This is a genomic window from Arcicella sp. GW821-FHT09D11 (genome assembly GCF_059416265.1).
This window is the reverse complement of record NZ_JBWKOV010000001.1, coordinates 405,286-429,652: the sequence shown is the minus strand read 5'-3', so window position 1 is coordinate 429,652 and position 24,367 is coordinate 405,286. Positions and strand designations below refer to the sequence as shown.

Genomic DNA, 24,367 nt, shown 5'->3' with positions numbered 1-24,367 from the left:
GTAGGAACATATAATTTTCGAATCCTTATTATTAAAAATAAATTAAACGTTATAACTAAATCATATATTTTTGAACTAATGAAAAAGCTATTCTACTTTTTGCTGACATTTGGCATGACGACCCATGTAATTGCTCAATCATCCCCGTCGCAGACACCACCGATTTTAACAGAACATATTTATGGAAGAAACTCTATAGGTGTTCAGTTTGGAACAATGGGCTTTGGTGCTGAAGTCGCTCAGGCACTTAAATTAGACAATTCTATCAACCTTAGAGTTGGCTTTAACTACTTGGATGTAAGTATGTTTGTCACACCTCCCATAACCGTATCACTTGGAGATGGTGCTTCTGACCTTGATATTACTCCCAAGGTTAAATCTCTTCAAATAGATGCACTTGTTGACTTTCATCCATTCAAGAGAAAGTCTTTTAAACTGGTAGCAGGTTTAGCTTATGGTACTGGAGATTCAGAAGTGATGGCAGAACCAACGGTCAAAACAGGTAAGTTTAAATTTGCATCAGATTTTGAAATAGATGCACAGGATTTTGGAAAAGCAAATTTGAAAGTTACAGGCAATAAAATCCGCCCTTATTTAGGCTTAGGTTTTGGACGAGCAATTCCGAAAAGCAGTGTAGGTTTTGGTTTTGAGATGGGTGCTTATTATTCAGGTTCACCTCAATTAGCTTTAGACCGTTCTGGTGTGGTTGAAACATTGATTACTGATGCCAACATCCTGAGTATTCAGAATAACGTGAAGAACTATTCTTTTATTCCTAAATTATCTTTTTCTGTTCGAATTAAAATATAGTTTAATTCAAGGGTAATGATATTAACTTAAAACGACATCACACAATGAAAAAATATATTACTTACGCAATATTACTTTTGGCTTGTATCACAATAAGCTATTCCTGTACTCCACCTTTAGAAGGGGTAAAATTCAAATTTCCTGATGCAGTTGTAAGCACCAATATTATCGTTCAATATTCACAAGCGAATGATAATTTAGGAGAATTACCAAGCACCATAGATGTGCATATTGCAGGGAGTGATTCAGCAAAAATTGTAGATAGCTTTAATAAAAAGGTTTATAAACCTAAAAATGGTATCATGATTTTGGCATTAAAGCCTGGTACTACAGCTAGTACAACAGCACCAGTTAAATTTACGATAGTAACGGCAGTAGATGGTTATTTAAAAGAGATAACACCTGTAGAAATTACAAGCACTACTGATCAAAAAGTAATTGTTAAGCTTACAAAAATTGCTACGCCACCAACAGGAACAACGGTAATCCAAAAAGAAGAGGATGCTGATAATACAGGAAAAACTACGAAAGCCATTCAGATAAGTACCCCAGCATTGGCAGGGAGTAGTCATTCTGCTACCTTGAGTATCGGCGCTGGAATAACATTGAAAGATGGAGCGGGCGTTCCAGTAGCAGGTAAATTAAATGTTGTACTTGTACAGATAGACCCACAAAAGGCTAGTGTAATTGTTAACAAGCAACAAACTGGGATGAAAGTAGTGGATAAAAATGATAATGTAATCCCAAACTTTAGTATTAATCCTATTTCGGCAGTAAGTGCTGTGATTTCTAATGAAAATAGTCAGAAGGTGAAAACTTTTTCATCACCAATTGAAATCAAGTTTCAGTTTGGAGTAGGTACCAAAAACTCAGCTGGACAAGATATTAAAGAGGGAGATGCTTTAAACTTTGCAAGTTATGATGCAGATGCTAAAACACTTAAATATGAAGGAACAGCCATTGTGAAGAAAAATGGAAGTGTTTTGGAATTTGTGGCTTCGGTAAATCATTTAACAGAATTTTATTGTGGTGACTTACTTTCTGAATGTTCAACCCTGAAATTGAATGTATTAAGTGATCCTTTGTATACAGGAGAGACCGTTAAAACGACTGTGGTAGATAATAGCGGAAGAATTTTATTTAACGAATCGCATGGCTTAGGAGTAACCTTGAATTGCAAACTTTTTGTACAAGGTCAGATAGGTGGTAATACCCCAACGTCGTCTAACTTAACCATTACTACTACAAGTATTACAGGCAAAGTATTGTTTACTAAATCTTTGAATGTAAGTTGTACCAATGTAAATGCTGTGACAAATGTTGATGTTACTTTGATAAGTCCTATCAACTATGTTAAAATAACGATTACTCCTAAATGTGATAATGGTTATCCATTCAAAATAGGGGATGTTCAAGCAGCGGCAGACTTAAAAGATGGAAAAGGCTATACGAGTATAGGAACATTAAAGGCGACGGCTGATAATAAATTGGTAGCTCAATCAACTTTATTAATCAGAGGGGAAAAGTATAACTTTATGTTTAATCTTGGTGGTATCTGGTACTATCAGAACGATTTGTGGATTGATAATTCTGCGGAGTTGAATTCTACTTTTAGCTTACCATCGTTTTTATGTAAGTAAATAAAAAGTAAGCTATTAACAAAAAGGCTTCCGAATTCGGAAGCCTTTTTCATATATCCACCCTAAAACTAATGTAATAATTCTTCTAAATGTGCAACCTTACCTATTTTTGAGTTGCATTCTTTATAATATTCGTTTTCCCAATCGCTTAAATTTTCGATGGTTTTGTCTCCAATATTCGTCAAAGCCTCATTCGTTAAAAATGCCTGATGACCTGTAACTAACACATTTTCTAAGTGCATGAGTGCTAACAAAAGCTCATCCTTTTTCTCGCTAGGTTCGTGATTTTTGAAAAAGATGCCTCGTTCATTTTCGTAAACATCCAGTCCTAAATACCCAATCTTTCCTGACTGTAAGGCTTCAAAAATTGCTTTAGTATTAACAATTCCTCCTCTGCTAGTATTAATCAACATTACTCCATCTTTCATTTTAGCAATACTCTCTTGGTTAATCAAGTATTTTGTAGCTGGCGTAAAAGGTACGTGTAAAGTAATGATGTCAGACTCAGCATAGAGTCTATCTAACGAAACATACGTAAAATTGAATTCGGAAGATTTTTCAGGTTTTTCAACAACATCATAAACCAATACATTGCAACCAAAACCATGTAGAATCTTGGCGACAATCGAACCGATTTCCCCTAACCCAATGATGCCTACGGTTTTTCCGTGCATATCGAAACCAATTAACGGAGCTAAATCAAATTGATACTGATGGGCATTGGCATTGGCTAAAATCAATTTTCTATTCAATGCCAGCATCATACCGATACTGTGTTCTGCTATTGAATAAGGCGAATAGGCTGGAACATTACCTACTTTAATATCCATCTGTTTCGCTGTTACAAGGTCGATATGGTCTGTTCCCACTGACCGTGTAGCAATATATTTAACCCTACCTTCTCGAAGAAGCTCTAAGACTTCTGCCGAGGCATCATCGTTAGTGAACACTGAAATGGCCTCATAGCCAGCAGATAAAATGGCGGTTTCAGCTGCTAAACTCTGGGTACTCAAACTAATTTCGTGTTTGTCCTGATTGGCATTAATAAGGTATTGTTTCTCAAATTCTTTGACACTATAAAAAAAAGTCTTCATGGATTTAGGTTTAATTGAGTGATAATTTTGACTTTACTATCGCTTCATTTAACGTCTCAGAAAACAGATAAATAATTACTGATTCTCTGTTTTTCTTGCATCAAAATTACCCCCTTGTTTATCCCTAAACTATGATATTTGTTAGTTGAATTATTGATTGAAGACAGTAAAACTAATTAATGAACTCCCATGCACTTTGGTAGGCATTTAGGCTTTCGGTATATTCTATAAAATCTGCATAAAAAGGGAACTGAGCCAACGTAGCACTATCGCCAATAATTACTAGTTTTTTCCTAGCACGGGTCATTGCTACGTTCATTCTGCGAATGTCTGATAAAAAGCCAATAGCTCCTTCCGTGTTACTCCTTGTCATGCTGATATAGACAATGTCACGTTCCTGTCCTTGGAAACTATCAATCGTATTTACAGATATTTTATCCGTAAATATTTGCAAAGCAGGCGTATGGAGTAATTGCTCATTTAATAACTTGATTTGCTGTTTATAGGGCGAAATAACTGCGACAGTCGGGAAATCTTCGGGCTTATATTCCAATGCCAATTCATCACTAAAAAGGCTGAGGTGTTTCATCAACAACATTGCTTCTTCTGGATTAGTAGAGCTAGTGCCTTCTATTTTTTCTTCAAAACCACAGCCCGCAGTATCAATGAATAGTAATGGTGTATTATCACTTTTAAGAGTACGTTTAGCGACCGACGCATGAGCCCTTAGTTTGTTATAATAAAATACTTTAGAAGAATAGCCCATAATCTGCTCATTCATACGATATTGTTCGGCCAATAAAGTAACTGCTTCGGGGTGTAAAGCAATACATTTTTCTAACAAGGTATTATTCAGTCCATTTTTTGCCGCCTCACTTGATTTGATAGTAGGCGGTAGCTGACAATGGTCACCTGCCAATACTACTTTCTGTGCTTTTAGAATCGGAATCCAACAAGCAGGTTCAAGTGCTTGTCCAGCTTCATCAATAATTACTGTATCGAATTTCAGATTTCTAACTGTGTAGTGAGTTGCCCCCACCAAAGTAGCCGTAATAATTTGTGCTTTGCCTACAATGTCATCAATGATGTACTGTTCGGTATTACCGACTTCCTTCATGATTTTATGGGCTTCATCAAAAAGTAGTTTGCGTTGGTCTCGTTCAGATTTGCCGAAACTACGCTTATACTTATGTGCCATATTTTTGTATTCCTGAGCCTGTTTTTTAAGTTTTTTAGCATCACGGAGCATCGTATGGTCAGCCATTTTACTATCAAGGGTAAGCGCCAATTGCTTTTCATTTACTTTGGCTGGATTACCAACACGCAATACATTTAGTCCTTCTTCGTGCAATTTTTCGCTAAGTAAATCTACAGCGGTATTGCTTGGTGCCACTACCAGAATTTTTTGACTATCTCGTTGGATAAGGGCTTTAATCGCTTGAATCAGCGTAGTAGTTTTACCTGTACCCGGAGGGCCATGGATAATGGCTAGTTCGTTGGCAGCTAGTATTTTATTGACGGCCTCATTTTGCCAAGTATTTAAACTTGGAATAGTAACCGCTTTAATGTCTGTTTGAAAAGTAGGCGTTTTTTCGCCAATAAGTACTTTTACCAAATTGGTATTAGCTTGTTCGCTAAGGGCAGAGGCTTGTTTAAGAGCAGCCTGCATTTCATCGAAACTATTGTCATCAAACAAGACATCAATGCCTAGCTTACCATCTCGGCTCCAGTCGGGTAATTCGTCTGTTTTGAGGGTAATTTTTAAACGATTGCCATTTTGATGGGTAATTGTACCTTCTATTCTATCAGTTTGAGGGTCGTGGTTACTAAAAAGCACCGCAGGCATACCAAACCTAAATTGATGGGAAAGGTCATGATGGGTAGTACGTTCAATTTCAACCGTTAAATAATCTCCACGGCCAATTTCAGAACCTCTTATGGCAATCGGATACCACGTAAGTCCGTTTGCTCTACGTTCGCTCACGGATGATTTTTCGGTAAGTTGGATATACTGATTTAGGCTTTCGTCGCGCTCAGTTTTTAGTAAGTTGAGTAGTTTTTTAAAATAATCCATATACAAAGGTAATGGATTATTGACTTTCATGAAGAAATCTGTTTAAATGAAGGCTATGCAAGCTTTTCTTGATAAAGCTTTCGGGTATAAAAATATGGGAGAGTAATAAAGAAAGAAAATGATGACTTGCTCTCATCATGGCGGTGTTGACAGGTGGCTATAACGATATTTAAAAACAAAAAGCGACTCTTTCACCTGAAAAAGTCGCTTTTGAATCAACACTACTTGATTTTAAACTAGTGCTAATACAGGAATATCTGAATGATTAACAACATCTTCAGTGATACTACCAGCAAATAACAAGCTCAAGCCTTTTCTGCCATTAGTTGTTAATACAACCATGTCAGTTTTCATATCTTTAGCACAAGCTACAATTCCTTTGGCAATATTATAATAGTTGTAAATCAAGAAATCGATTTCTTTAATACCTAACTCTTCACCAAGTTTAAACATCTTTTGGGTAGTAGTATGACTATCTTCAAAACCATCTGGTGTGTTAATGAATACAAAGGTCAATTTAGCTTTGGTAGCTTGTAGTTTATGAATAAAACTAGCTGTAATTTTAGTGTCAAAATCTACCGCAACCATAATGCGTTTCATCTTGAATTTTTTCTCAGTTTGTTTTACGATTAATACTGGGCAATGCGAATTTCTGATAACTGATTCGGCATTTGAATGACTTAATAAATCTTTCCAGCCATCAGCGCCAGTAGAACCCATCACAATTAAATCTACATCCGATTGTTGAGTAATGGCATCTTCAATGGGTAAGTAACTATCTGCTAAAATAGGAGTAATGGTTACACCATCGTAAATAGGTGCGTCTGCAATTTCGTGTAATTTCTTAGTTGCATCTTCTACCTCATATTTATATAAATCCAAATCTAAATTTGGCATCATTGTTACTGGAAATGGATCAGCACTTACCATATAATGTAAAGGCTGAACATGGAAAAGTAAAATTTCCGCTTTTGATTGTTGTGCAATCTCAACCGCTGCATCTAATGCAAGTAGGGAAAGGTTTGAAAAGTCGGTTGGAACAAGTATTTTTTTCATGACTGTATTTGTTTAAATCAGGCTTGATTTAGCGAAGCCGTACATAATATTAACGAGCACGAAAGCAGATAAGTATGAATATTTTTTGTTAATTATTTATTTTTCCGTGACAATCTGAAATTTTTTGGCTAAGGGGTACTTTTTCAAATTTTGGGCTAATATAAGGGATTCCTAGATTCAATCCTCGAACTATAAAAAAAGACGCTAATACAAAAGAATATACGGGTAAATACTTATTGATTTTTTGTCGAGTAGTTAAACTTAAAAACTTAGGTAAAATACTAACAGAAAACATTAATGGAGAAGTTCCCAAACCAAAAAATGCCATAAACATAGCCCCTTCAATGGGCGATGTGGTAACTGTAGCGCCAGCCAATGCTAGGTATACAGTACCACACGGCAAAAGTCCATTTAGCATTCCTAAAAATGCGAAATTAATTAGTGAATGGGTATTTATTAACGAACCGAAACTTCTTTTTATGAAAGAAGGTAACTTTTGAAAAGGATAGAACGAAATTAATTTGTTGGGAATCATAAAAATGAGCATCAACAAACCAATTGAAATAGATAACTGTTGCTGAAAACCTGCTACAAAAATTTGTCCTCCGAAGTATCCAAAAATATAGCCTAGTAGCCCATAAGTAAGCGTTCTCCCGAGGTTGTAGAATATGCGTGAAAGGGTAGCTTGAATGTAAGAAAGCTTTCCGACGGGTAAGGCTAGGGCAATAGGACCGCACATACCAACACAATGAAAACTGCCAGCCAGACCCGTCATAAAAGCTATGGAAAAAAGAACATTCATTTTATCAATTCAAACTTGGACGGATTGTAAGGCCGTATCTATAAAATGGTTAAAGCATAATCTTTATTTGTACTCAACGAACAATAAATTCATCTTCAAGATAATATTCTCTGATTCCATCTGTCCATGTAGCCTGTACTTTCCATTTACCTTTTTCTAATTTTTCGGTTGAATAATTGAAAACGGGTTCTTTTTTAACAGGTACAGTAAAGTCTAAACGTTTGTCAGATGGTCTGAAGAAAGTAATAACGCCATTATTTACCTTTGTTGGAAAACCAATTCTTAATGTTTGATTATCGGATGAATAAGTCATGATATTGCCAGCATTGAAATTGGATGAATTCTTTCTTTTATTAATTTGATCTTGATAATTTATTTCGTTTTTGTAGTAATCTTTATTTACTAAATCTACCTTGGCAGTAGCCATTTTATAAGCCATTGTACCAATAAAGCTGGCAAAAAGTATAAAACATAAAATGATTGATTTACCCCAGTTCATATTTGTTATTATTATGATTCAAAGCTATGGGATTAAACAATAAAAAAATATGAGTTTTGTTAGTCTTTTGTATGAAAAGAGTTATTTTTTGGATTTTGGGACGCTAGACTTTAGGATTATGGACTTTAGGACTTGAAGACTTTAGGACACTAGACTTGAAGACATAAGACGCTAGATTTTAGACTAAAATCCATAATCCTCTAGTCTAAAATCTAACATCTTCAAGTCCTAAAGTCCACAATCCCAAAGTCTAGCGTCTAATGTCTTCAAGTCTAGAGTCCTAAATTCCCTTAAAGAATCGGGCCGAGGAATTTTGTTTTTACATGATCAATTACTCTGCCCTCTGAAATTATTTCAATATCCAATTTCACACTTCCATCGGTGAGTGATTTGTTTGGAATCTCAATGAAAAATGATGATTCGGCTAATTCCCCAGGTTGAACTACCAAAGCCTTGCCAATCATTTTAATCTGTGCATTTTGTTGGTTTATCTTAAACTGTACGGGCATAGCTTTATAACTTTTATTCAATACTTGTACATTATAAAGGTTTGAAACCGTTCCATTTTTATTTTCCTGATAAGTAAGCCCTTGAGCCCTCAGAATAGTGGTTTCAATAATATTTCTGGTCATTAATAAATAACCCAAAATGCTTAATAAAGCCACCAGTATAAAAGAATAAGAAGCAATTCTGGTATTAAATGTTAGTTTGGTCTTTTGCTCGATACCTTCCTGAGAAGCATAGCGAATCAATCCGCGCGGTTCGCTGATTTTATCCATTACCTCATCGCAAGCATCGATACAAGCCGTACAGCCGATGCATTCTAATTGCGTACCATTGCGGATGTCGATACCTGTTGGACAAACTTGCACGCATATTTTACAGTCGATACAAGAACCATGTGCTACAGGAGCTACCTTTTTTTCTTCAACAGTTTGTTTTTTCCCTCGAGGCTCACCTCTAAGGAAATCATAAGCCACAACGATGGATTTTTTATCCAACATTACCCCCTGTAAGCGTCCATACGGGCAAACTACAATACAAACCAATTCGCGAAAACGAGCAAATACAAAATAAAAAACAGCCGTAAAAATAATGATAGCGAAAAGCCCTGCGAGGTGGTCGAGTGGATTATCTAGCATGATTGCTAATAATGCTCTTTTACCAATAATATAAGCCAAAAAAGTATTGGCAATCAAGAAAGAAAGCAATACAAAAATACCATGTTTAAGGGTCTTTTTCCAGATTTTCTCAGTTGTCCAAGTTTCGGCATCCAATCTTCTTTGGGCATTATGGTCGCCTTCAATCAATACCTCTACTTTTCTGAAAAGCATTTCCATAAAAATAGTTTGCGGACAAGCCCACCCACACCAAATTCTACCAAAAATAACCGTAAAGAGAATGACAAATACAATAAAAGTAAGTAAACCAATGGCTACTAAATGGAAATCTTGAGGGAAAAAGGGAACACCCCAGAAGATGAATTTTCTTTCAATAACATTAAACATAAACACAGGGTGACCATCAACTTCAATAAGAGGAAGACCGAAAAGTAGACCTAATAATAACCATGAAAAGTAGGTACGAAGTTTATAAAAATTTCCGATAACAATACGAGGATAAATCCAGATACGCTTACCAGTTTCTGTAACATTCGAGAGATGGTCGCGATAATTACTGGTATCAATTTTTGCTTGTTTCATAAGTTTTGCAAATAATCATCGTAAGTGACTGTAATAATTAGTTTATGTTATTTTACTCATCGAAATGTGAGTGTTTTCTAATCACCAATAACTAATTTCTAATCACTTCTTATTACGATTTTATCTGTTTAATGTTAGAAAGCAAATCCCCTAAGTGTGTTTTAATGACGCTTAGGGGATTGTATCAATTTTACTTTAATGAACACTTGTGGTTTTGTTAGCTGTTGAATCTGTCGAGGCTTCAGAGGCGTCGTATTTTTCTCCCTGAGGTTCTTTCGGATTCGGCGGGTTAGTGCCTTTCAATGAAACGATATAACTAAGCACCTCCTGTACCTGAATAGGATTCAATGACTTTTTCCATGAAATCATCCCTTTTTCGGGTACACCTTCGGTGATGGTATGGAATATATTTTTTGCAGAGCCACCATGTAGCCAAAATTCGTCAGTAAGGTTTGGTCCAACTTTCCCTTCCGCTTTTTCTCCGTGACAAGCCACACAGTTTTGTGTATAAATTTTAGCTCCACTTTCTAACGATTTAGGGTCTCCCAACACTTTTACATTGTCTTCGTTAACAGCATTGGCAAATTTCTTCATGTACTCCTCGCGGGCTTTTTCGGCAATGGTTACCTCCTCAGTATATTCTGTTACCATAATTTTACCATTACCAATGATATGAAAACCTACTAAATAGATAACTGCAAACACAATAGTAGCATAGAAAAGGTACATAAACCACGGAGGAGTAGGGTTGTCCAACTCGGCAATGTCATCATACTTATGTTCCATTTCCAAATCCTTTTCCATTGATAATGGCTTCAAACTGGCTAATTTTTGCCAGAAAGTACGATTTTGCATCGCTTGTTCGTAAACATCATCAATTTGCTGTATAGGCTTCAAATAAGCATTCACTTTTTGCTGTAATCCGTAGGCAAGGAAACAAATAATAATACAAACAATGATTAAAATGCCCAATAATGAGACCATGAGGAGGTCTTCACCAGTTTTGATACCACCGAAAAAGTACTCTTTTTGTGGAGTATCGGCTGCAAAGATTTGATGCGAGCCTAATAAAAATGAGAATATATATATCTTTTTCATCGCTTGTCTTAATTGTTTTCCTCTAGGGGTAAGTGGCTCATGTACTGAAGGTGTTTTTTATCAATAATGAACAGATAAACTCCGACCATTAAGAAAAACACAAAAAATATCAGAAGAGAAGTAATTATAGGAACATCAGCTCCTTGAACTTTATTTAGCAATTGTCTGAACATCTTCTTGGTTGTTTAAAAAAGGAACCTCACCCTCTGCTCCCTTCTCATTAAGAGAAGGGGAGACATACAGAAGGGCTATTGGTGTATGTTTTGATTATCAGCTATTTAAATAGTGGTGACAGGAAGGGAAATTTACTTTTCTCCTTTTTTAATATCAGTACCTATTCTTTGCAGATAAGCAATCAAGGCAATGATTTCTTTGTCTGGAGTAACTTTAATGCCCTCTTTGGCTAAGTTATCTGCAATGCCTTTTGCTTGAATGTTAAGGTCTTCATCAGCATGCTGAATAGCGTATTCATCATAAGGCACGCCTAAAGTCTTCATGGCTTTTAGTTTGTCTTTTGTATTCGAACTATTCAACGTTTGCGTTAACAGCCAATCATAGTTAGGCATAATAGAGCCTGGCGACATAGAACTTGGTTCACGCATATGGTGATAATGCCAAGAATCTGGATACTTTCCGCCTTCACGATGTAAATCTGGCCCTGTTCTTTTTGAACCCCACAAGAATGGGTGGTCATACACAAATTCGCCTGCTTTAGAATATTCGCCATATCTTTCAGTTTCTGAACGGAAAGGACGAATCATCTGACTATGACAAGAAACACAACCCTCACGAATGTATAAATCTCTACCTTGTAATTCTAAAGGCGTATAAGGCATTACCGAAGCGATGGTTGGCACATTAGATTTTACCATCAAAGTAGGCATCAACTCAATCAAAGAGCCTATTGCTACTACTACTAAAGCACCTACTAACAAAGGCATTGGTTTGCGTTCGAGCCATCTATGCCAGTAAGTATCAGTTCCTTGTGCTACGAATACTTTCTCTAATGCAGGAGCCTGAGCAGCTTCGTTGGCTACTAGTTTACCTACTAACATCGTTTTGAAGATATTGTAAGCACCAATCAATGCACCAGATAAGTAGAAAACACCACCTAAGGCACGCATCATGTACATTGGTATAATTTGTAGGGTAGTTTCCAAGAAGTTGGCATATTTTAAATTACCTTCTGCTGTAAATTCTTTCCACATCATCCCTTGTGTAAAGCCAGCGATATACATGGGCACAGCCCAGAACAAAATCCCTAAAGTACCTAACCAGAAGTGAGCGTTCATCAATTTTTTAGAGAACATCTGGTTTCCATAAATCTTAGGAATCATATAATACATGATGGCGAATGAAAGGAAGCCATTCCAACCCAACGCTCCTACGTGTACGTGTGCAGGAATCCAGTCGGTATAGTGAGCAATAGCATTGATGTTTTTCAACGAAAGCATCGGCCCTTCAAAAGTAGCCATACCGTAGGCCGTAATACCCACTACCATCATTTTTAATCGAGGGTCTTCTCGTACACTATCCCAAGCACCTCGTAGCGTAAGCAAACCGTTAATCATACCACCCCAAGATGGAGCAATCAGCATGATAGAGAAAACAGTTCCTAATGATTGTGCCCAGTCGGGTAAGCTTGTATAAAGTAAGTGGTGTGGCCCAGCCCAGATATATAAGAAAATCAATGACCAAAAGTGGAGGATTGATAATTTATAAGAATATACAGGACGGTTAGCCATTTTAGGTAAGAAATAGTACATCAACCCTAAAAATGGCGTTGTCAGGAAGAATGCCACAGCATTGTGTCCGTACCACCATTGTACCAAGGCATCTTGTACACCTGCGTAAATTGAATAGCTTTTTGTCCATGATACTGGAATAGCCAATGAGTTAACAATATGCAATAAGGCAATAGTAACGAAAGTAGCGATATAAAACCAGATGGCTACGTATAAGTGACGTTCGCGGCGTTTTAGAATAGTACCAAACATATTGATACCAAATACTACCCAAATCAAGGCAATGGCGATATCGATAGGCCATTCTAATTCTGCATATTCCTTAGAGGTACTCATCCCTAAAGGAAGCGTAATGGCAGCCGATAGAATAATTAATTGCCAACCCCAAAAGTGAATCTTCGACAATAAATCGCTATACAAACGGGCTTTACAAAGACGTTGTAAAGAATAATAAATTCCTGCAAAAATAGCATTTCCTACAAAGGCAAAGATTACAGCATTAGTGTGTAATGCACGAATACGGCCAAAAGTAAAGTATTGCGTAATGTTGGCAGAAGGCATAAAGAGTTGAGTGGCAATAAGTACTCCGACTAGCAAGCCCACTATGGCAAAAATAATAGAGGCAAGTGCAAAATTTCGGACGATTTTATTGTCGTACTCAAAATGTTCTACATTAGTATTGATCGCTGACATGATATTATTTATTTCTGGTTAATTAGCTCAAAGTCAATTTCTTTAATGGCTTTGCATCGTTTACAGTCTTTGTCGCAGGTACATTTTTTCTGTTCTTGACTGTTTTGATTTTGTGTGTTGTTTTTCATGGTGGGGAGGGTTTTAGTCTTTGTCTTCAAATAAAATGCGCATAGCGGGTGTATGTAAATCATCATTTTGTCCTTTAGACATCGACCAGAAGAAAGCCCCAAGAAAACCTAGGGCCATCAATAAACTTATACCAATCATAAAGAAGATAACTTGCATTTTTTGAAGATTTTAGCATTATTTATGCCTCAAAATTCGCCTAAAAGACTTGTTTTACCCATGAGATAAGTCAGAGCCTATACAAGGATTTATCAGTAACTAAACTGATAAAAATCATAAGACTTGGTGAGGACTTAAAGCTAATTTTGAGCTAAGTAATCAATATAATTTAAACAACGTTATCATTTATAGTAAACAAATGATAACTAGGAATTTGAAATGCCAATCACTAATCACCACTTATGAATACATTAATTAATAAATACAATGTACCCGGCCCACGCTATACAAGCTATCCGACGGTACCTTTCTGGCAGGATGATAGTTTCGGAGAAAATGCGTGGTTGTCTTCGTTAAGTGATACTTTTGAAACTACCAATACCGCCACAGGTATTAGTCTATATATTCATCTTCCCTATTGTGAAAGTCTTTGTACTTTTTGTGGATGCAATAAGCGTATTACTAAAAATCATCAGGTAGAAAAACCTTATATAGAGGCGGTTTTGAAAGAATGGCAATTGTATTTGAATCATTTTTCTGAAAAGCCGAGCATTGCTGAAATTCATTTGGGAGGCGGTACGCCGAGTTTCTTTGCGCCAGAAATGTTGGATTTATTAATAAATGGTATTTTAAAACATGCCACTATTAATTCAGCTTATGAATTTAGTTTTGAAGGCCATCCTAATAATACGTCTTATGAACACCTCAAAACATTATATGATATAGGCTTTAAAAGAGTAAGTTTTGGGGTACAAGATTATGACCCTATCGTTCAAAAAGCTATTCATAGAATACAACCCTTTGAAAACGTAAGACAAGTAACGGAATGGAGTAGAGCCATCGGTTATGAGTCTATTAGCCACGATTTAGTATTTGGCTTACCCTTTCAGCAAGTATCATCTATTGAGGACACTATTGCTAAAACGATTGAATTACAACCCGACCGCTTGGCTTTTTATTCTTATGCACATGTGCCTTGGATTAAAGGAAGTGGCCAGCGAGGTTTTAAAGACGAAGATTTACCTTCGGCTGAACAAAAACTGAAGCTTTACGAAACAGGCAGAATGCTTTTTGAAGAAAACGGCTATGCTGAAATCGGGATGGATCATTTTGCGTTACCGCACGATGCTATGTATAAAGCCATGCAACAAGGTACCTTAAACAGAAACTTCATGGGGTATACCACTACCCAAACAAAGGTATTGTTGGGGCTAGGAGTGTCCTCAATTAGTGATTCTTGGAGTGCTTTCTCACAAAATGTGAAGGATATTGATGAGTACCAAAACATGATAGCGAATAATGAACTGCCGATTTTGAAAGGACATATTTTGACAGAGGAGGATTTAACAGTACGCCAGCAGATTCTTGATATTATGTGTCAGCTTGCTACCTCTTGGGATGACGAAGCATTTAGCTTTGAAGAAAAACAAACACTGTTTGAAAAGCTAGAAGGCTTTAAGCAGGACGGACTATTGACTTATGATGCAAATTCGTTAGAAGTAAACCCAGTAGCACGACCTTTTATTAGAAATATATGCATGGCTTTTGACAAAAGAATGTTACAAGCAAATACAGCAAAGAAATTGTTTTCGCAAACAGTTTAGGGATTGTTTTATCCTAAAGTAAATCTACAAGGTAGATTTTGGATTTTATTCGTTAGTAGTTGGTATAAAAATTTATTTATAAAATCATAATGCTTTTAATATGACTAAATTCGAATAAAAGGTTGATATTCATTAGTCTAATAAATCAAAAAATACAGCGTTTTGTATTAAACCAATTTACAAACCATGAAAAATATCTTAGTTGCAACCGATTTTTCGGAAAGCTCACACAAAACTTTACAATATGCTATCTTAATAGCAAAGCCTTATAAGGCCAAAATCTATTTATTACATACTTATTTACCTTATTATACAGAGCCTGGCATCTATGGTGATTCTTTATTGATGTTAGAATCTGTAAATGAGCAGTTTCAAAGTATGAATATACAGTTTGCTCCTTTCGTAAAAGAAATAAAAGAAGCGGGCTTAGCATATGAAACATTGCTAGAATTAAATGATGTTACATCTGGTGTTTTTGATACTATTGAAAAACATGAAATAGATTTATTAGTAATTGGTAGAACAGGTTCTGGTGGATTTTTGAATAAGCTAATAGGCAGTAATGCTGCACATATCACAGCCAAATCTACTATTCCTGTGTTAGCAATTCCTCAACATGTAGAAAATGTAGCTATCAAACAAGTGTTATATGCTACCCAGTTAGAATTTGATGAAAGTGATATATTAGCACAATTGTTTGCTATCACGCACGAATTAAAGGCTAAAGTAAATCTTGTAAAAATAGAAGCTTCATTTGAACCCAATATTCAATCAGATGAACAATTTATCAATCAGATAAAGGGTACTTTTGTGAAAGAAAACTTTGAAATCAGTACCATCAAAGCTGACAATGTATCTGAGGGTATTTTAAAAGCAGCTAAAAAGCAAGGTGCAGATTTGATTGTACTAGCTTCTCATCATCGTAATTTCTTAAGTCAGATTGTAGACCCTAGTAAGTCTAAACAAGTAATTCTTAGTTCTCCATTACCTGTACTTACTTTTCAGTTGAAAGAAGAGTTATAAAGGTTATTTTTAGGCGGAGAGTTAAGCCCTACTGATTACCCACATCTTTTAAAAAGTTGAAATAGAAATGTTATTATTGATCAAATTAGCTTAAATGTACATAAATAGTCTTTAAAACCAAGCGTTGAAGCCCTTATCTCTAGCGAGGGACTTAAGTCCCTCGCTAGAGATAAGCATCTGATTATTAATAATTTATAAACTTATGGGTAATCAGTAGAACCTAAATCACCGCCTAAAAATAAAACCTAATCCAAAAAGCCTTTAACATGAGCACGCATTTTATCCCCTTCACAAGAAGTAGCCATGTGTCCACAATTGCCCGTAAGCTCTACTATCGGGGCTTTTAATAATTTTCCAAAACGAATTGCCGCTTGTGGATTTACCATGTGGTCTTGAATAGCAACCACTATCATTACCTTTGCCTTTACTTTTGTGGCAATTTCTTCTGGTTTTTTCCCTTGAAAAATATCATGATTAATCATTGCCTTTAATTGTATCGCCCAGTCATAAGGGTTTAGTTTCAATGCATCCTCCTCAATCTTTTTGATATAATTAGCATAATCGTCCGACTGTGTATTTTCTTCTCTGGAACTAGGCGTCCATAAGTTTAATTGATGTAAGGCATTGATAGTCTTCATAGTCTCATTGGAATACTGACCTCTCTCAATAATATTCAACTGTAGATTCCAATACAATTTGTCATAAGAACTTTGCTTTGGACTACCAATAATAGGTACAATTTTATCAACAAAATCAGGATAACTAATCATCCATTGGAAAGACTGCATCCCACCCATTGAAATACCTGTTACTGCATATAAATGATTGATTTTTAACGATTCTTTCACCAGTTTATATTCAGTATTCACCATATCGCGAATACTGATTGTGGGAAAAAGTTTATCTTTTTGGGTAATACTATTAGAAGGAGAGGAGGAAACGCCATTGCCAAGGGCATCTACAACGATGACAAAGTATTTAGTGCTGTCGGCAATATCACTTGGGTTGGCGATAAAAGATTTTTGTTGACTCGTCCCAGTAAACCATGTAGGTACTAATATCGCATTCGATTTATCCCCATTTAATTTTCCGAAAGTGCGATAGCCAATTTTACAGTCTTTCAGAATCTGTCCATTCTCTAAAGGATAATCGCCAATCTGATAAAATTTTTGTTGAGCAAAAGCTGATTTAACTAAGGATAATAATAGTACGATAATAAAAAGTTTTTTCATGTAAATAAGGTTTTGTTTTAATATTTGGTAAATATACAAACTTCATAAAAACAGATGTCTATCATCAAAATATAAGGTAAAAGAAAATATTGTTGCCTATAAACCCTTCCTTTACTTTCAGATTTTTGTTTTACTTTTATTTTGTTCACTCTCAAGCATTAACACATGAAAAAATCTTTCTTATCGATAGTCTTTATTTTTTTGACCAATCTAGTATTTTCTCAAGAATCAAACACCGATTTTTGGTGGAAACGAAATAATCTCCGAGTAATCCAAACCAATCTTCCTGCTTATGAGGCTGCAACCCTCAATCCAGATTCATTGGTAAAAGATTTGATAACTTTTTCTGCCAATACCTTAATCATCAATGCGGGAGGAATTATGGCATTTTATGACACCAAGCTAGATTTTCATTACAAAAATCCGTGGATGAAAGATAATATGCTGAAAGAAGTAGTACAGAAATGCCACCAGCATAATATCAAAGTAATTGTCCGTTTTGATTTTAGTCGAGTACAAGAAAGCATCTTTAAAGCTCATCCAGATTGGTGTTATATTTCCCCCAAAAATGAGCGGATTATCAATACCGATATGTATGTAGTATCAATTAATGCTCCTTATGTACAAGAAAAAGCTTTTAAAATTATTGAGGAGGTAATAGATTTTTTCCCGATAGATGGTATTTTCTTGAATATGCCTGGCTACCAAGTAAATAATCCTTATGAAGGAAAATATCAGGGAATAGACCAAAATGAATATGATAAAAAACGTTTTGCAGAATATAGCAATGGGTTGACCTTGCCCACTGTAGAAGACAAAGCCGACCCTGTTTTTCAAAAATACTTGGCCTTCAAAAAAAGTACGATTGAAGATTGGTCAGAGAAACTGCACAAACTGGTAAAGTCTAAAAATGAACAGATTGCTATTTGCACTTATTTGGATAAATACGTTGATATTATTCGACATGAATCTCAGACCAGCAACTTGCCTTATTGGCCTTATACTGCCTCTGATAATGTAAATAATGCCCGAAACTCCTTTCCACAACACATTATCAGTAATAGTAGCATTCAACAAATTTCTTTTCAGTCACGCTATAATGCAGCCGAACCAGAGGAGGTAAGCATTAGACTTTACGAAAATATCGCTAATGGTTCAGGCTTAGATTTGAGTATGATGGGAGATATGCGTGGTTATGAAGACGAAAGAAATTTCCCAGTATTCAAAAAGATTTATGCTTTTCATAAAAAACACGAAGCTTATTTTGGTAATTATACCTCAGTAGCCAAAATAGCCTTGATTGCCCCAGGCTCTTGGCCAAGTGGCGACCCCATGCAAGAATACAGAGGAATTCAGTTGATGTTGAAAGAAGCTCATATTCCCTTTGATATTATTGAAGATGCCCAAATAGCGAATTTAGCAGAGAAAGTAAAAAAATATCAGTTGATTATCCTTCCAGAAATCACTTACCTAAAACCAGAAGCCATACAAATTCTACAAGAAGCTAGTAGTGCAGGGACCAATTTGATAGCCACAAATCGTACATTTTTTGACAGTCCCGAAACGTTACAAAGCTTGTTTGGGGCAAAAATCATTAATAAAGACCATGAAGGTTCGGGGTTTTATTTAAAACCAGATAATGCGGATGTCTTTAAAAGATTCAAATTGCAAACAATGTTGTTCTGGAAATTTAATTTAGGGTTATACGATTTTTCAGGAGCAGATAAAACCTTTTTGCCTATTCTAAGTAAAGGAAGACCTGGTCCGCCAGAAATTATTGGAGGGCACGAGCCAACCAATTATTTTGCCATGGCAATGAAAGAATTTCCCAAGAGTAAAGCGATTATTTTGCCTATCAATTTGGGGAAATTATATTATTTACACGGCTATGAGCAACATAAAAATATATTGTTAGACGCCGTAGATTATATCATGCCCAAAGCCACTGAACTAATACAAACCGATGTACCCGAACGCATAGAGGTAATCTTGCAGGAATATCGTAAGAATATTACTACTAATGTATCTGCAAAAAATACGGATGGGCTAATTATGCACTTAATTAATCTGACGGGCTTTAGCGGTAATTCGTATTTTGATGCATTACCTGTGTACGAACGTTCTTTTAAAATTAAGACCAGTTTTAGACCTACTGAGGTGTATTATTTAAGTACTAAAGCCTCAATAAAATATGTTTGGGAAGATGGCTTTATCAGTTTTAAATTAGCTAAGATAGGAGAGTATGAAGGTATTGTAATGGATAGATAGTTTGATGGTTATGCTAATTTGTGCAGATTTCTTTACAAAAAGGAGTTGGAGTATTTATGGCTTTAAGGCAATACTTTCAACTCTTAATCACTCTACCATCCTCCATCTCAATAATCCGATTAGTTCTACTGGCGAAGCTTGGGTCGTGGGTAACGATAAGTAGGGCTTGTTGATATTCTATGGCTAGTTGTTGAAAAATATCAAAAACCACTTCTGTATTCTTCTTATCTAAGTTTCCTGTGGGTTCATCGCCCATAATAATGAGCGGGTCGTTGATTAAGGCTCTGGCAATCGCAACTCTTTGTTTTTCTCCACCCGAAAGCTGTGTGGCACTTTTCATCGCTTGTTTTTCGATGCCTAGCTTCCTTAGATGTTCCATCGCTCGATGTTCTAATTCTTGTTCAGAGTATTTATTCAGCTTTAAGCCTGGCAACATTACGTTTTGCAATACCGTAAATTCATTCAATAAATAATGAAACTGAAATACAAAGCCAATCTTTTCATTACGCACTCGGGCTAAATCCTGCTCTTTTTTGTCTTGCATACTAACGCCATCAATCAGCAATTCGCCTTCATAGTCGGTATCCATCGTAGAAAGAATATATAACAGCGTAGATTTTCCACAACCTGATTTCCCGACGATAGAAGTAAACTCACCTTTATTGATAGAAAAGTTAATATCCTTCAAAATAGGGATTGTTATAGGGTCATGAAAACTTTTGTTGATGGCTTTTGCCTCAATGATGGTCGAGTGTTGCATATTATTTTCCTCTAATAATGTCCACAGGGTCAATTTTACTTGCTTTTCTGGCAGGAAAAAGTCCAGCGAAATAGGTTGTGATTAACGAGAAGGATATTCCAATCAAATAAAATTTAAGATTATAATTGATTGGATAAGTCGTTACAGTAGGCAAGGCTGCTGTATTAAATGGAATTTGGTCGATGATAGAAGAAAGCAAAAAACCACAAGCCAAACCCGTAATTCCACCAAAGAATCCAATACTCAGGGCAATCGTAATAAAGATTCTATTGACATCTTTCCCTGAAAATCCCGTTGCTTTTAAAATGGCAATAGTATCCATTTTCTCATAAATCATCATATTCAAGATATTATATATGCCGAAACCAGCCACAATCAGTAAGGTGATACCAACGGCATAAGAAATTAACGTGCGTATAGAACTCCCAGTTTCAAATTGCGAATTGGCAGTTTGAATATCTTCGGCATCAGTTTCGAAAATATGTGCATATTCCTTGCTCAAAGCAGGAGCTAGTTTCATATCTTTTAGCTTTACTTGAATGTCTGTTACATAACTATTGGTTTGCCCTAATAATTTCTGTGCCGTTTTTATTGAAGCATAGCTTTGTACTTTATCAATTTCAACAATACCCGATTGAAAAAAACCAACGACTTTTAGTGGGAAACGTTCGCCTTTGGGAGTTGTAATCTGGATAACATCGCCAATTTTAGCCAACATTTTGTCAGCAGCTCCTTTTCCAAGAATAATACTATTAGGTACATTTTTTAAATCAAGTGACGAGCCCTCTGTAACGTAGTCTTGAAAGAAAAACAGTTTGCTTTCGGCTTCTACATCTATACCATTTACTACACCAGTAATATCGATATCCCCGACGTTATAAAATACTTGAGCTGTCATTTTAGGTGAAATACCTAATACCCTATCATCATTGCGCAGTGCCTGCATGATGAGCCCATTATTACGAATTTCGATACTATTACCACTAGGTTTGATAGAACGAATAAAATTATGATAGGCTTTATAACGTGCTGAAATATCAATAGGTTGGTTTTTATTGGCTTTGATTTCATTAAAAAGCCTAACGTGTGGAGTACGATTCAGGATTAAATTATCCAATAAGTCGTTTAGACCATTCATAAATCCTAGCAGCGTAATGAACATGGTAATACTAAAAGTAACCCCCACAGCCGCTACTAGCGTTTGTCGCCAGCGTGCTAATAATAATGATTTGGCTATGCTGATGATGAGTTTTGCGTTCATTTGGCAGGTTTTAAAATGATGTCTTGTGCGGTTAAACCTGAAATGATTTCTACAGACTGATAATCTTTTAAGCCTATTTTTACTTTAACTTTCTCATTTTTTTCATTCAGTACATAGCTATCATCTACCAAATAGTTTCTAGGAATGGTCAATGCTTTTTCTTTGGTCTGAATGATAATGTTTGCTTCTACCGTTAGGTTTGGATACAATAGTTTTGGTTGCTTGGTAAAGTTTGCCTTTACCGTAAAAGCCCTCGTTTTTTCATTCATCAAAGGGTCTATTTCATACACTGTAGCCTCAAAAGCTTTGCCTTGGTAACTATCCATTGATACCATGATTTTTTGTCCAATCTTTACGCTTACTATATCATCTTCATCTACTTGTAGTTCAAGACTAAACATATTGGCGTCACCTATTACGGCTATGGCAGTCTGTAAATTAACCATTTCACCTTTTTCTTTTTGAAGACTATAGAGCCTACCTATATATTCACTCTTCAACGTATAGTCTGCTTCTATTGTCTGGTTAATGGCTAGGTTTTTTTTTGATTGTGCCGCAGAGAAATTAACTTGCCGTTTTAGTTCTTTATACTTCAAAATAGCTGACTGGTAGGCAGTTTTAGCATTTGAAAAAGCCAATTCCCGTTGTTCAAACTCCACTTTTGTACCTATTTGTTGTGCCCAAAGGTTACTTTGACGAAGAAACAACAGCGAATCATTTTGAAGTTTTTTATGGGCTAAGTCTATCGCAATACTCAAATCTTTCAATTTATCAGCATTGGCATTTATAGCTGTATTTTCAACTATTAAAGCAGCATTTTCTGTATTTAGTCTACTAGTTTGATTGAAGATCTTCATCAAAGGCTGTCCTTTCTGTACAAAATCACCTTCTTTCACATAAAGCTCATCAATAATGCCATTTACTTTAGAAAATACTTGATATTGATTTTTACTTTTTACAATACCAGAAGCATACACAGATTCTGAAATATTGATAATCTTTGGCTGAGTTTGTTCTTGCGTTTTTTTACAAGAGAAGAGTAGGAGGGAAAGGAATAGAAAATAGATTATTTTCATGTGTTTTCGATTATAAATGTACTTAGGGCAATGTATTTATGAGATTTCTCAAAAGTACCGAATTCAGCGTAGAAAATAAAATAGTTTTAATGCTGTATTTTTTATAATTATTATGTGATATGTTGGCGAAAAACCAAAGATTAATGATGAGACTTTAATGTTTTTTGTGAATCAATTAGTAGCTAAAGTATCACTCTAGCGTTTCTTTCTATTAAGCTGGTTGATTGAAATGATGTATTTTAAAAGCCCATGACAACGCTACATTTTTAGCCCTACTTTTAATTTCAGTTGCTTTTTCTCCTTCAAAATGTTCGTTGACGGTGGCTTCAAAAAGCTCAAGCCATGTATTAAAGTGTTCTGGATTTAACGGATGTTGATTGTTAATTACAAGATGCGGACGAAGGGGATGTCCTTCATAACCGTCTTTATTGAATAAAATCATCTCCCAAAAACTATACATTTTAGGTAAATGTTTTTCCCAGTTTACTTTGGCTACTTCGTCGAAAATATAGCCTAAAGTATCATTATCACGTATTTTATCATAAAAACTATTGACTAATAGTTCAATGTCTGCTCGGTTTTCTAAGTCTTTTTTCATGGGAGATTATTTAGTGATTGAGTGAATTGTGAATTAGTAATTGTTAAATTTTGTTTAACGAACTATTTCGAATTTTCTGTAAATATTTCAACTAAGCTATTGAAATATTCACTAACTCACAATTCACTCAATCACAACTATTACTTCACAACTAATTTACCCAATTTATGGTAAAAGGGTGTTTTGCTTTTTTGATCTTTGGGTTGATATTTTCCTTGAACAATCGGGAAATACATCACTCTTCTACGTGACTTTTCACCTGTAAACGGGCAAACTTCTACTCTGTGCCAAAGGTCACCATCGTGTACGGTTAAATCGCCTGCTTCTATATTTAAACCAACTTCGTTTTTATCAGGATTATGGTCGATGAATTGTTTTTTCAAAAATAACACTTTCATCTTATTCAATCGATGTGTACCCGGTAAAACTCTTAATCCTCCGTTTTCCATCGGGCAATCATCCAAATGTGTACCCACATTTAGCATTTTCAGAATTTTTTGTCCTAAAAATAAATCTCGTGGACTATCTGTATGCCAACCCATTTGCGAGAACTTACTGTTATCAGCATTTACATAATGATTAAAAACCAAACCATCTTTTTCATCTTCACCAATGCGATTCGCATTATTTGGAATCAAAGTTAGTAAAGCCTTTAAACGAGGATCTTGTAAATACTCATGCAAGATAGCACTGTGTTGTGATAAAAAGCATAAACGTTGAATCATAGGATTACCCTTTTCATCTTTTCCGAATTTGAGAGGTATTCCGTTCATCTTATCGATACCTGCCGTAAGCCATTCTTTTTCTACACGGTGTGCCTCATTTTTGAAAGCTTCAACGGTTTCTTTTGAAATAAAATTTTTGAAATGAATAAATCCATATTGGTCGAAATACGCTTTTTGTTCAGGTGTTATTTGCTCACCAAGCGTAAAAGTTTTTGCCTCAAAGTCCATGATTAGTTGTGATTGAGAGTTAGTTGTGAGTTAGTGAATTGTGAGTTAGTGATTTTAGTTAAAGTCTCTAACTCACAATTCACTAACTCACAA

At 35.6% G+C, this 24,367-nt stretch carries 20 protein-coding genes; 5 read left to right on the top strand and 15 right to left on the bottom strand.

Annotation, left to right across the window (positions count from 1 at the left end; translation table 11 throughout):
- Positions 1-78 precede the first annotated feature (78 nt).
- Positions 79-810: a hypothetical protein gene (locus AC07N0_RS01685; RefSeq protein ID WP_492800532.1), complete on the top strand. Its 732-nt coding sequence runs from the start codon at positions 79-81 to the stop codon at positions 808-810.
- A 44-nt stretch (positions 811-854) separates the two neighbouring features.
- Positions 855-2,450: a hypothetical protein gene (locus AC07N0_RS01680; protein ID WP_494587884.1), complete on the top strand. Its 1,596-nt coding sequence runs from the start codon at positions 855-857 to the stop codon at positions 2,448-2,450.
- A gap of 68 nt (positions 2,451-2,518) precedes the next feature.
- On the opposite strand, the gene AC07N0_RS01675 is transcribed toward AC07N0_RS01680, so the two are convergent.
- The 9 genes from AC07N0_RS01675 to ccoS form a co-directional block, all read right to left on the bottom strand.
- On the bottom strand, positions 2,519-3,544 hold the full coding sequence (locus AC07N0_RS01675; RefSeq protein WP_494587883.1) for a 2-hydroxyacid dehydrogenase: 1,026 nt from the start codon (positions 3,542-3,544) through the stop codon (positions 2,519-2,521).
- Positions 3,545-3,716: 172 nt separating this feature from the next.
- Positions 3,717-5,618 carry an AAA domain-containing protein gene (locus AC07N0_RS01670; protein WP_494588396.1) on the bottom strand — a complete coding sequence of 634 codons (1,902 nt, stop codon included), beginning with the start codon at positions 5,616-5,618 and terminating at the stop codon, positions 3,717-3,719.
- A 231-nt stretch (positions 5,619-5,849) separates the two neighbouring features.
- Complete coding sequence (locus AC07N0_RS01665; protein ID WP_492800529.1) at positions 5,850-6,674, bottom strand: universal stress protein; 825 nt, start codon at positions 6,672-6,674, stop codon at positions 5,850-5,852.
- 88 nt (positions 6,675-6,762) lie between these two features.
- Complete coding sequence (locus AC07N0_RS01660) at positions 6,763-7,476, bottom strand: sulfite exporter TauE/SafE family protein (protein ID WP_494587881.1); 714 nt, start codon at positions 7,474-7,476, stop codon at positions 6,763-6,765.
- 73 nt (positions 7,477-7,549) lie between these two features.
- Positions 7,550-7,975: a FixH family protein gene (locus AC07N0_RS01655; protein ID WP_494587880.1), complete on the bottom strand. Its 426-nt coding sequence runs from the start codon at positions 7,973-7,975 to the stop codon at positions 7,550-7,552.
- A gap of 290 nt (positions 7,976-8,265) precedes the next feature.
- Positions 8,266-9,678, bottom strand: coding sequence for a cytochrome c oxidase accessory protein CcoG (ccoG, locus tag AC07N0_RS01650; RefSeq protein WP_494587879.1), 1,413 nt, complete (start codon positions 9,676-9,678; stop codon positions 8,266-8,268).
- Positions 9,679-9,873: 195 nt separating this feature from the next.
- A complete protein-coding gene (locus tag AC07N0_RS01645) occupies positions 9,874-10,776 on the bottom strand; it encodes a cbb3-type cytochrome c oxidase N-terminal domain-containing protein (protein ID WP_494587878.1) in 903 nt (300 codons plus the stop codon).
- Positions 10,777-11,081: 305 nt separating this feature from the next.
- Entirely contained in the window at positions 11,082-13,214 is a 2,133-nt protein-coding gene (gene ccoN, locus AC07N0_RS01640) for a cytochrome-c oxidase, cbb3-type subunit I (protein ID WP_494587877.1), read from the bottom strand.
- A 141-nt stretch (positions 13,215-13,355) separates the two neighbouring features.
- Positions 13,356-13,499, bottom strand: a complete 144-nt coding sequence (gene ccoS, locus AC07N0_RS01635; RefSeq protein WP_309913645.1) for a cbb3-type cytochrome oxidase assembly protein CcoS — start codon at positions 13,497-13,499, stop codon at positions 13,356-13,358.
- A 242-nt stretch (positions 13,500-13,741) separates the two neighbouring features.
- Here ccoS and hemN point away from each other — a divergent pair, with 242 nt between their 5' ends.
- Positions 13,742-15,103 carry an oxygen-independent coproporphyrinogen III oxidase gene (gene hemN / locus AC07N0_RS01630; RefSeq protein WP_494587875.1) on the top strand — a complete coding sequence of 454 codons (1,362 nt, stop codon included), beginning with the start codon at positions 13,742-13,744 and terminating at the stop codon, positions 15,101-15,103.
- Between the two features lie 186 nt (positions 15,104-15,289).
- A complete protein-coding gene (locus AC07N0_RS01625; RefSeq protein WP_494587874.1) occupies positions 15,290-16,126 on the top strand; it encodes a universal stress protein in 837 nt (278 codons plus the stop codon).
- Positions 16,127-16,371: 245 nt separating this feature from the next.
- On the opposite strand, the gene AC07N0_RS01620 is transcribed toward AC07N0_RS01625, so the two are convergent.
- Positions 16,372-17,358, bottom strand: coding sequence for an alpha/beta fold hydrolase (locus AC07N0_RS01620; RefSeq protein WP_494587873.1), 987 nt, complete (start codon positions 17,356-17,358; stop codon positions 16,372-16,374).
- 165 nt (positions 17,359-17,523) lie between these two features.
- Here AC07N0_RS01620 and AC07N0_RS01615 point away from each other — a divergent pair, with 165 nt between their 5' ends.
- Entirely contained in the window at positions 17,524-19,626 is a 2,103-nt protein-coding gene (locus AC07N0_RS01615) for an alpha-amylase family protein (protein ID WP_494587872.1), read from the top strand.
- A gap of 76 nt (positions 19,627-19,702) precedes the next feature.
- Here AC07N0_RS01615 and AC07N0_RS01610 read toward each other — a convergent pair whose 3' ends face one another.
- The 5 genes from AC07N0_RS01610 to AC07N0_RS01590 form a co-directional block, all read right to left on the bottom strand.
- On the bottom strand, positions 19,703-20,386 hold the full coding sequence (locus AC07N0_RS01610) for an ABC transporter ATP-binding protein (RefSeq protein ID WP_494587871.1): 684 nt from the start codon (positions 20,384-20,386) through the stop codon (positions 19,703-19,705).
- Between the two features lies 1 nt (position 20,387).
- Positions 20,388-21,647, bottom strand: coding sequence for an ABC transporter permease (locus AC07N0_RS01605; RefSeq protein WP_494587870.1), 1,260 nt, complete (start codon positions 21,645-21,647; stop codon positions 20,388-20,390).
- Positions 21,644-22,723, bottom strand: a complete 1,080-nt coding sequence (locus tag AC07N0_RS01600) for an efflux RND transporter periplasmic adaptor subunit (RefSeq protein WP_494587869.1) — start codon at positions 22,721-22,723, stop codon at positions 21,644-21,646. The genes AC07N0_RS01605 and AC07N0_RS01600 overlap by 4 nt, the downstream gene beginning before the upstream one ends.
- Positions 22,724-22,934: 211 nt before the next feature.
- On the bottom strand, positions 22,935-23,321 hold the full coding sequence (locus tag AC07N0_RS01595) for a group III truncated hemoglobin (protein WP_494587868.1): 387 nt from the start codon (positions 23,319-23,321) through the stop codon (positions 22,935-22,937).
- Between the two features lie 140 nt (positions 23,322-23,461).
- Complete coding sequence (locus AC07N0_RS01590; protein ID WP_494587867.1) at positions 23,462-24,274, bottom strand: phytanoyl-CoA dioxygenase family protein; 813 nt, start codon at positions 24,272-24,274, stop codon at positions 23,462-23,464.
- Between the last annotated feature and the right edge of the window lie 93 nt (positions 24,275-24,367).

What these genes read in the sequence shown, in the direction of transcription:
- AC07N0_RS01685 (WP_492800532.1), top strand. Translation starts at nt 79, where the DNA reads ATGAAAAAGCTATTCTACTTTTTGCTGACATTTGGCATGACGACCCAT.
- AC07N0_RS01680 (WP_494587884.1), top strand. Translation starts at nt 855, where the DNA reads ATGAAAAAATATATTACTTACGCAATATTACTTTTGGCTTGTATCACA.
- AC07N0_RS01675 (WP_494587883.1), bottom strand. Translation starts at nt 3,544, where the DNA reads ATGAAGACTTTTTTTTATAGTGTCAAAGAATTTGAGAAACAATACCTT.
- AC07N0_RS01670 (WP_494588396.1), bottom strand. Translation starts at nt 5,618, where the DNA reads ATGGATTATTTTAAAAAACTACTCAACTTACTAAAAACTGAGCGCGAC.
- AC07N0_RS01665 (WP_492800529.1), bottom strand. Translation starts at nt 6,674, where the DNA reads ATGAAAAAAATACTTGTTCCAACCGACTTTTCAAACCTTTCCCTACTT.
- AC07N0_RS01660 (WP_494587881.1), bottom strand. Translation starts at nt 7,476, where the DNA reads ATGAATGTTCTTTTTTCCATAGCTTTTATGACGGGTCTGGCTGGCAGT.
- AC07N0_RS01655 (WP_494587880.1), bottom strand. Translation starts at nt 7,975, where the DNA reads ATGAACTGGGGTAAATCAATCATTTTATGTTTTATACTTTTTGCCAGC.
- ccoG (WP_494587879.1), bottom strand. Translation starts at nt 9,678, where the DNA reads ATGAAACAAGCAAAAATTGATACCAGTAATTATCGCGACCATCTCTCG.
- AC07N0_RS01645 (WP_494587878.1), bottom strand. Translation starts at nt 10,776, where the DNA reads ATGAAAAAGATATATATATTCTCATTTTTATTAGGCTCGCATCAAATC.
- ccoN (WP_494587877.1), bottom strand. Translation starts at nt 13,214, where the DNA reads ATGTCAGCGATCAATACTAATGTAGAACATTTTGAGTACGACAATAAA.
- ccoS (WP_309913645.1), bottom strand. Translation starts at nt 13,499, where the DNA reads ATGCAAGTTATCTTCTTTATGATTGGTATAAGTTTATTGATGGCCCTA.
- hemN (WP_494587875.1), top strand. Translation starts at nt 13,742, where the DNA reads ATGAATACATTAATTAATAAATACAATGTACCCGGCCCACGCTATACA.
- AC07N0_RS01625 (WP_494587874.1), top strand. Translation starts at nt 15,290, where the DNA reads ATGAAAAATATCTTAGTTGCAACCGATTTTTCGGAAAGCTCACACAAA.
- AC07N0_RS01620 (WP_494587873.1), bottom strand. Translation starts at nt 17,358, where the DNA reads ATGAAAAAACTTTTTATTATCGTACTATTATTATCCTTAGTTAAATCA.
- AC07N0_RS01615 (WP_494587872.1), top strand. Translation starts at nt 17,524, where the DNA reads ATGAAAAAATCTTTCTTATCGATAGTCTTTATTTTTTTGACCAATCTA.
- AC07N0_RS01610 (WP_494587871.1), bottom strand. Translation starts at nt 20,386, where the DNA reads ATGCAACACTCGACCATCATTGAGGCAAAAGCCATCAACAAAAGTTTT.
- AC07N0_RS01605 (WP_494587870.1), bottom strand. Translation starts at nt 21,647, where the DNA reads ATGAACGCAAAACTCATCATCAGCATAGCCAAATCATTATTATTAGCA.
- AC07N0_RS01600 (WP_494587869.1), bottom strand. Translation starts at nt 22,723, where the DNA reads ATGAAAATAATCTATTTTCTATTCCTTTCCCTCCTACTCTTCTCTTGT.
- AC07N0_RS01595 (WP_494587868.1), bottom strand. Translation starts at nt 23,321, where the DNA reads ATGAAAAAAGACTTAGAAAACCGAGCAGACATTGAACTATTAGTCAAT.
- AC07N0_RS01590 (WP_494587867.1), bottom strand. Translation starts at nt 24,274, where the DNA reads ATGGACTTTGAGGCAAAAACTTTTACGCTTGGTGAGCAAATAACACCT.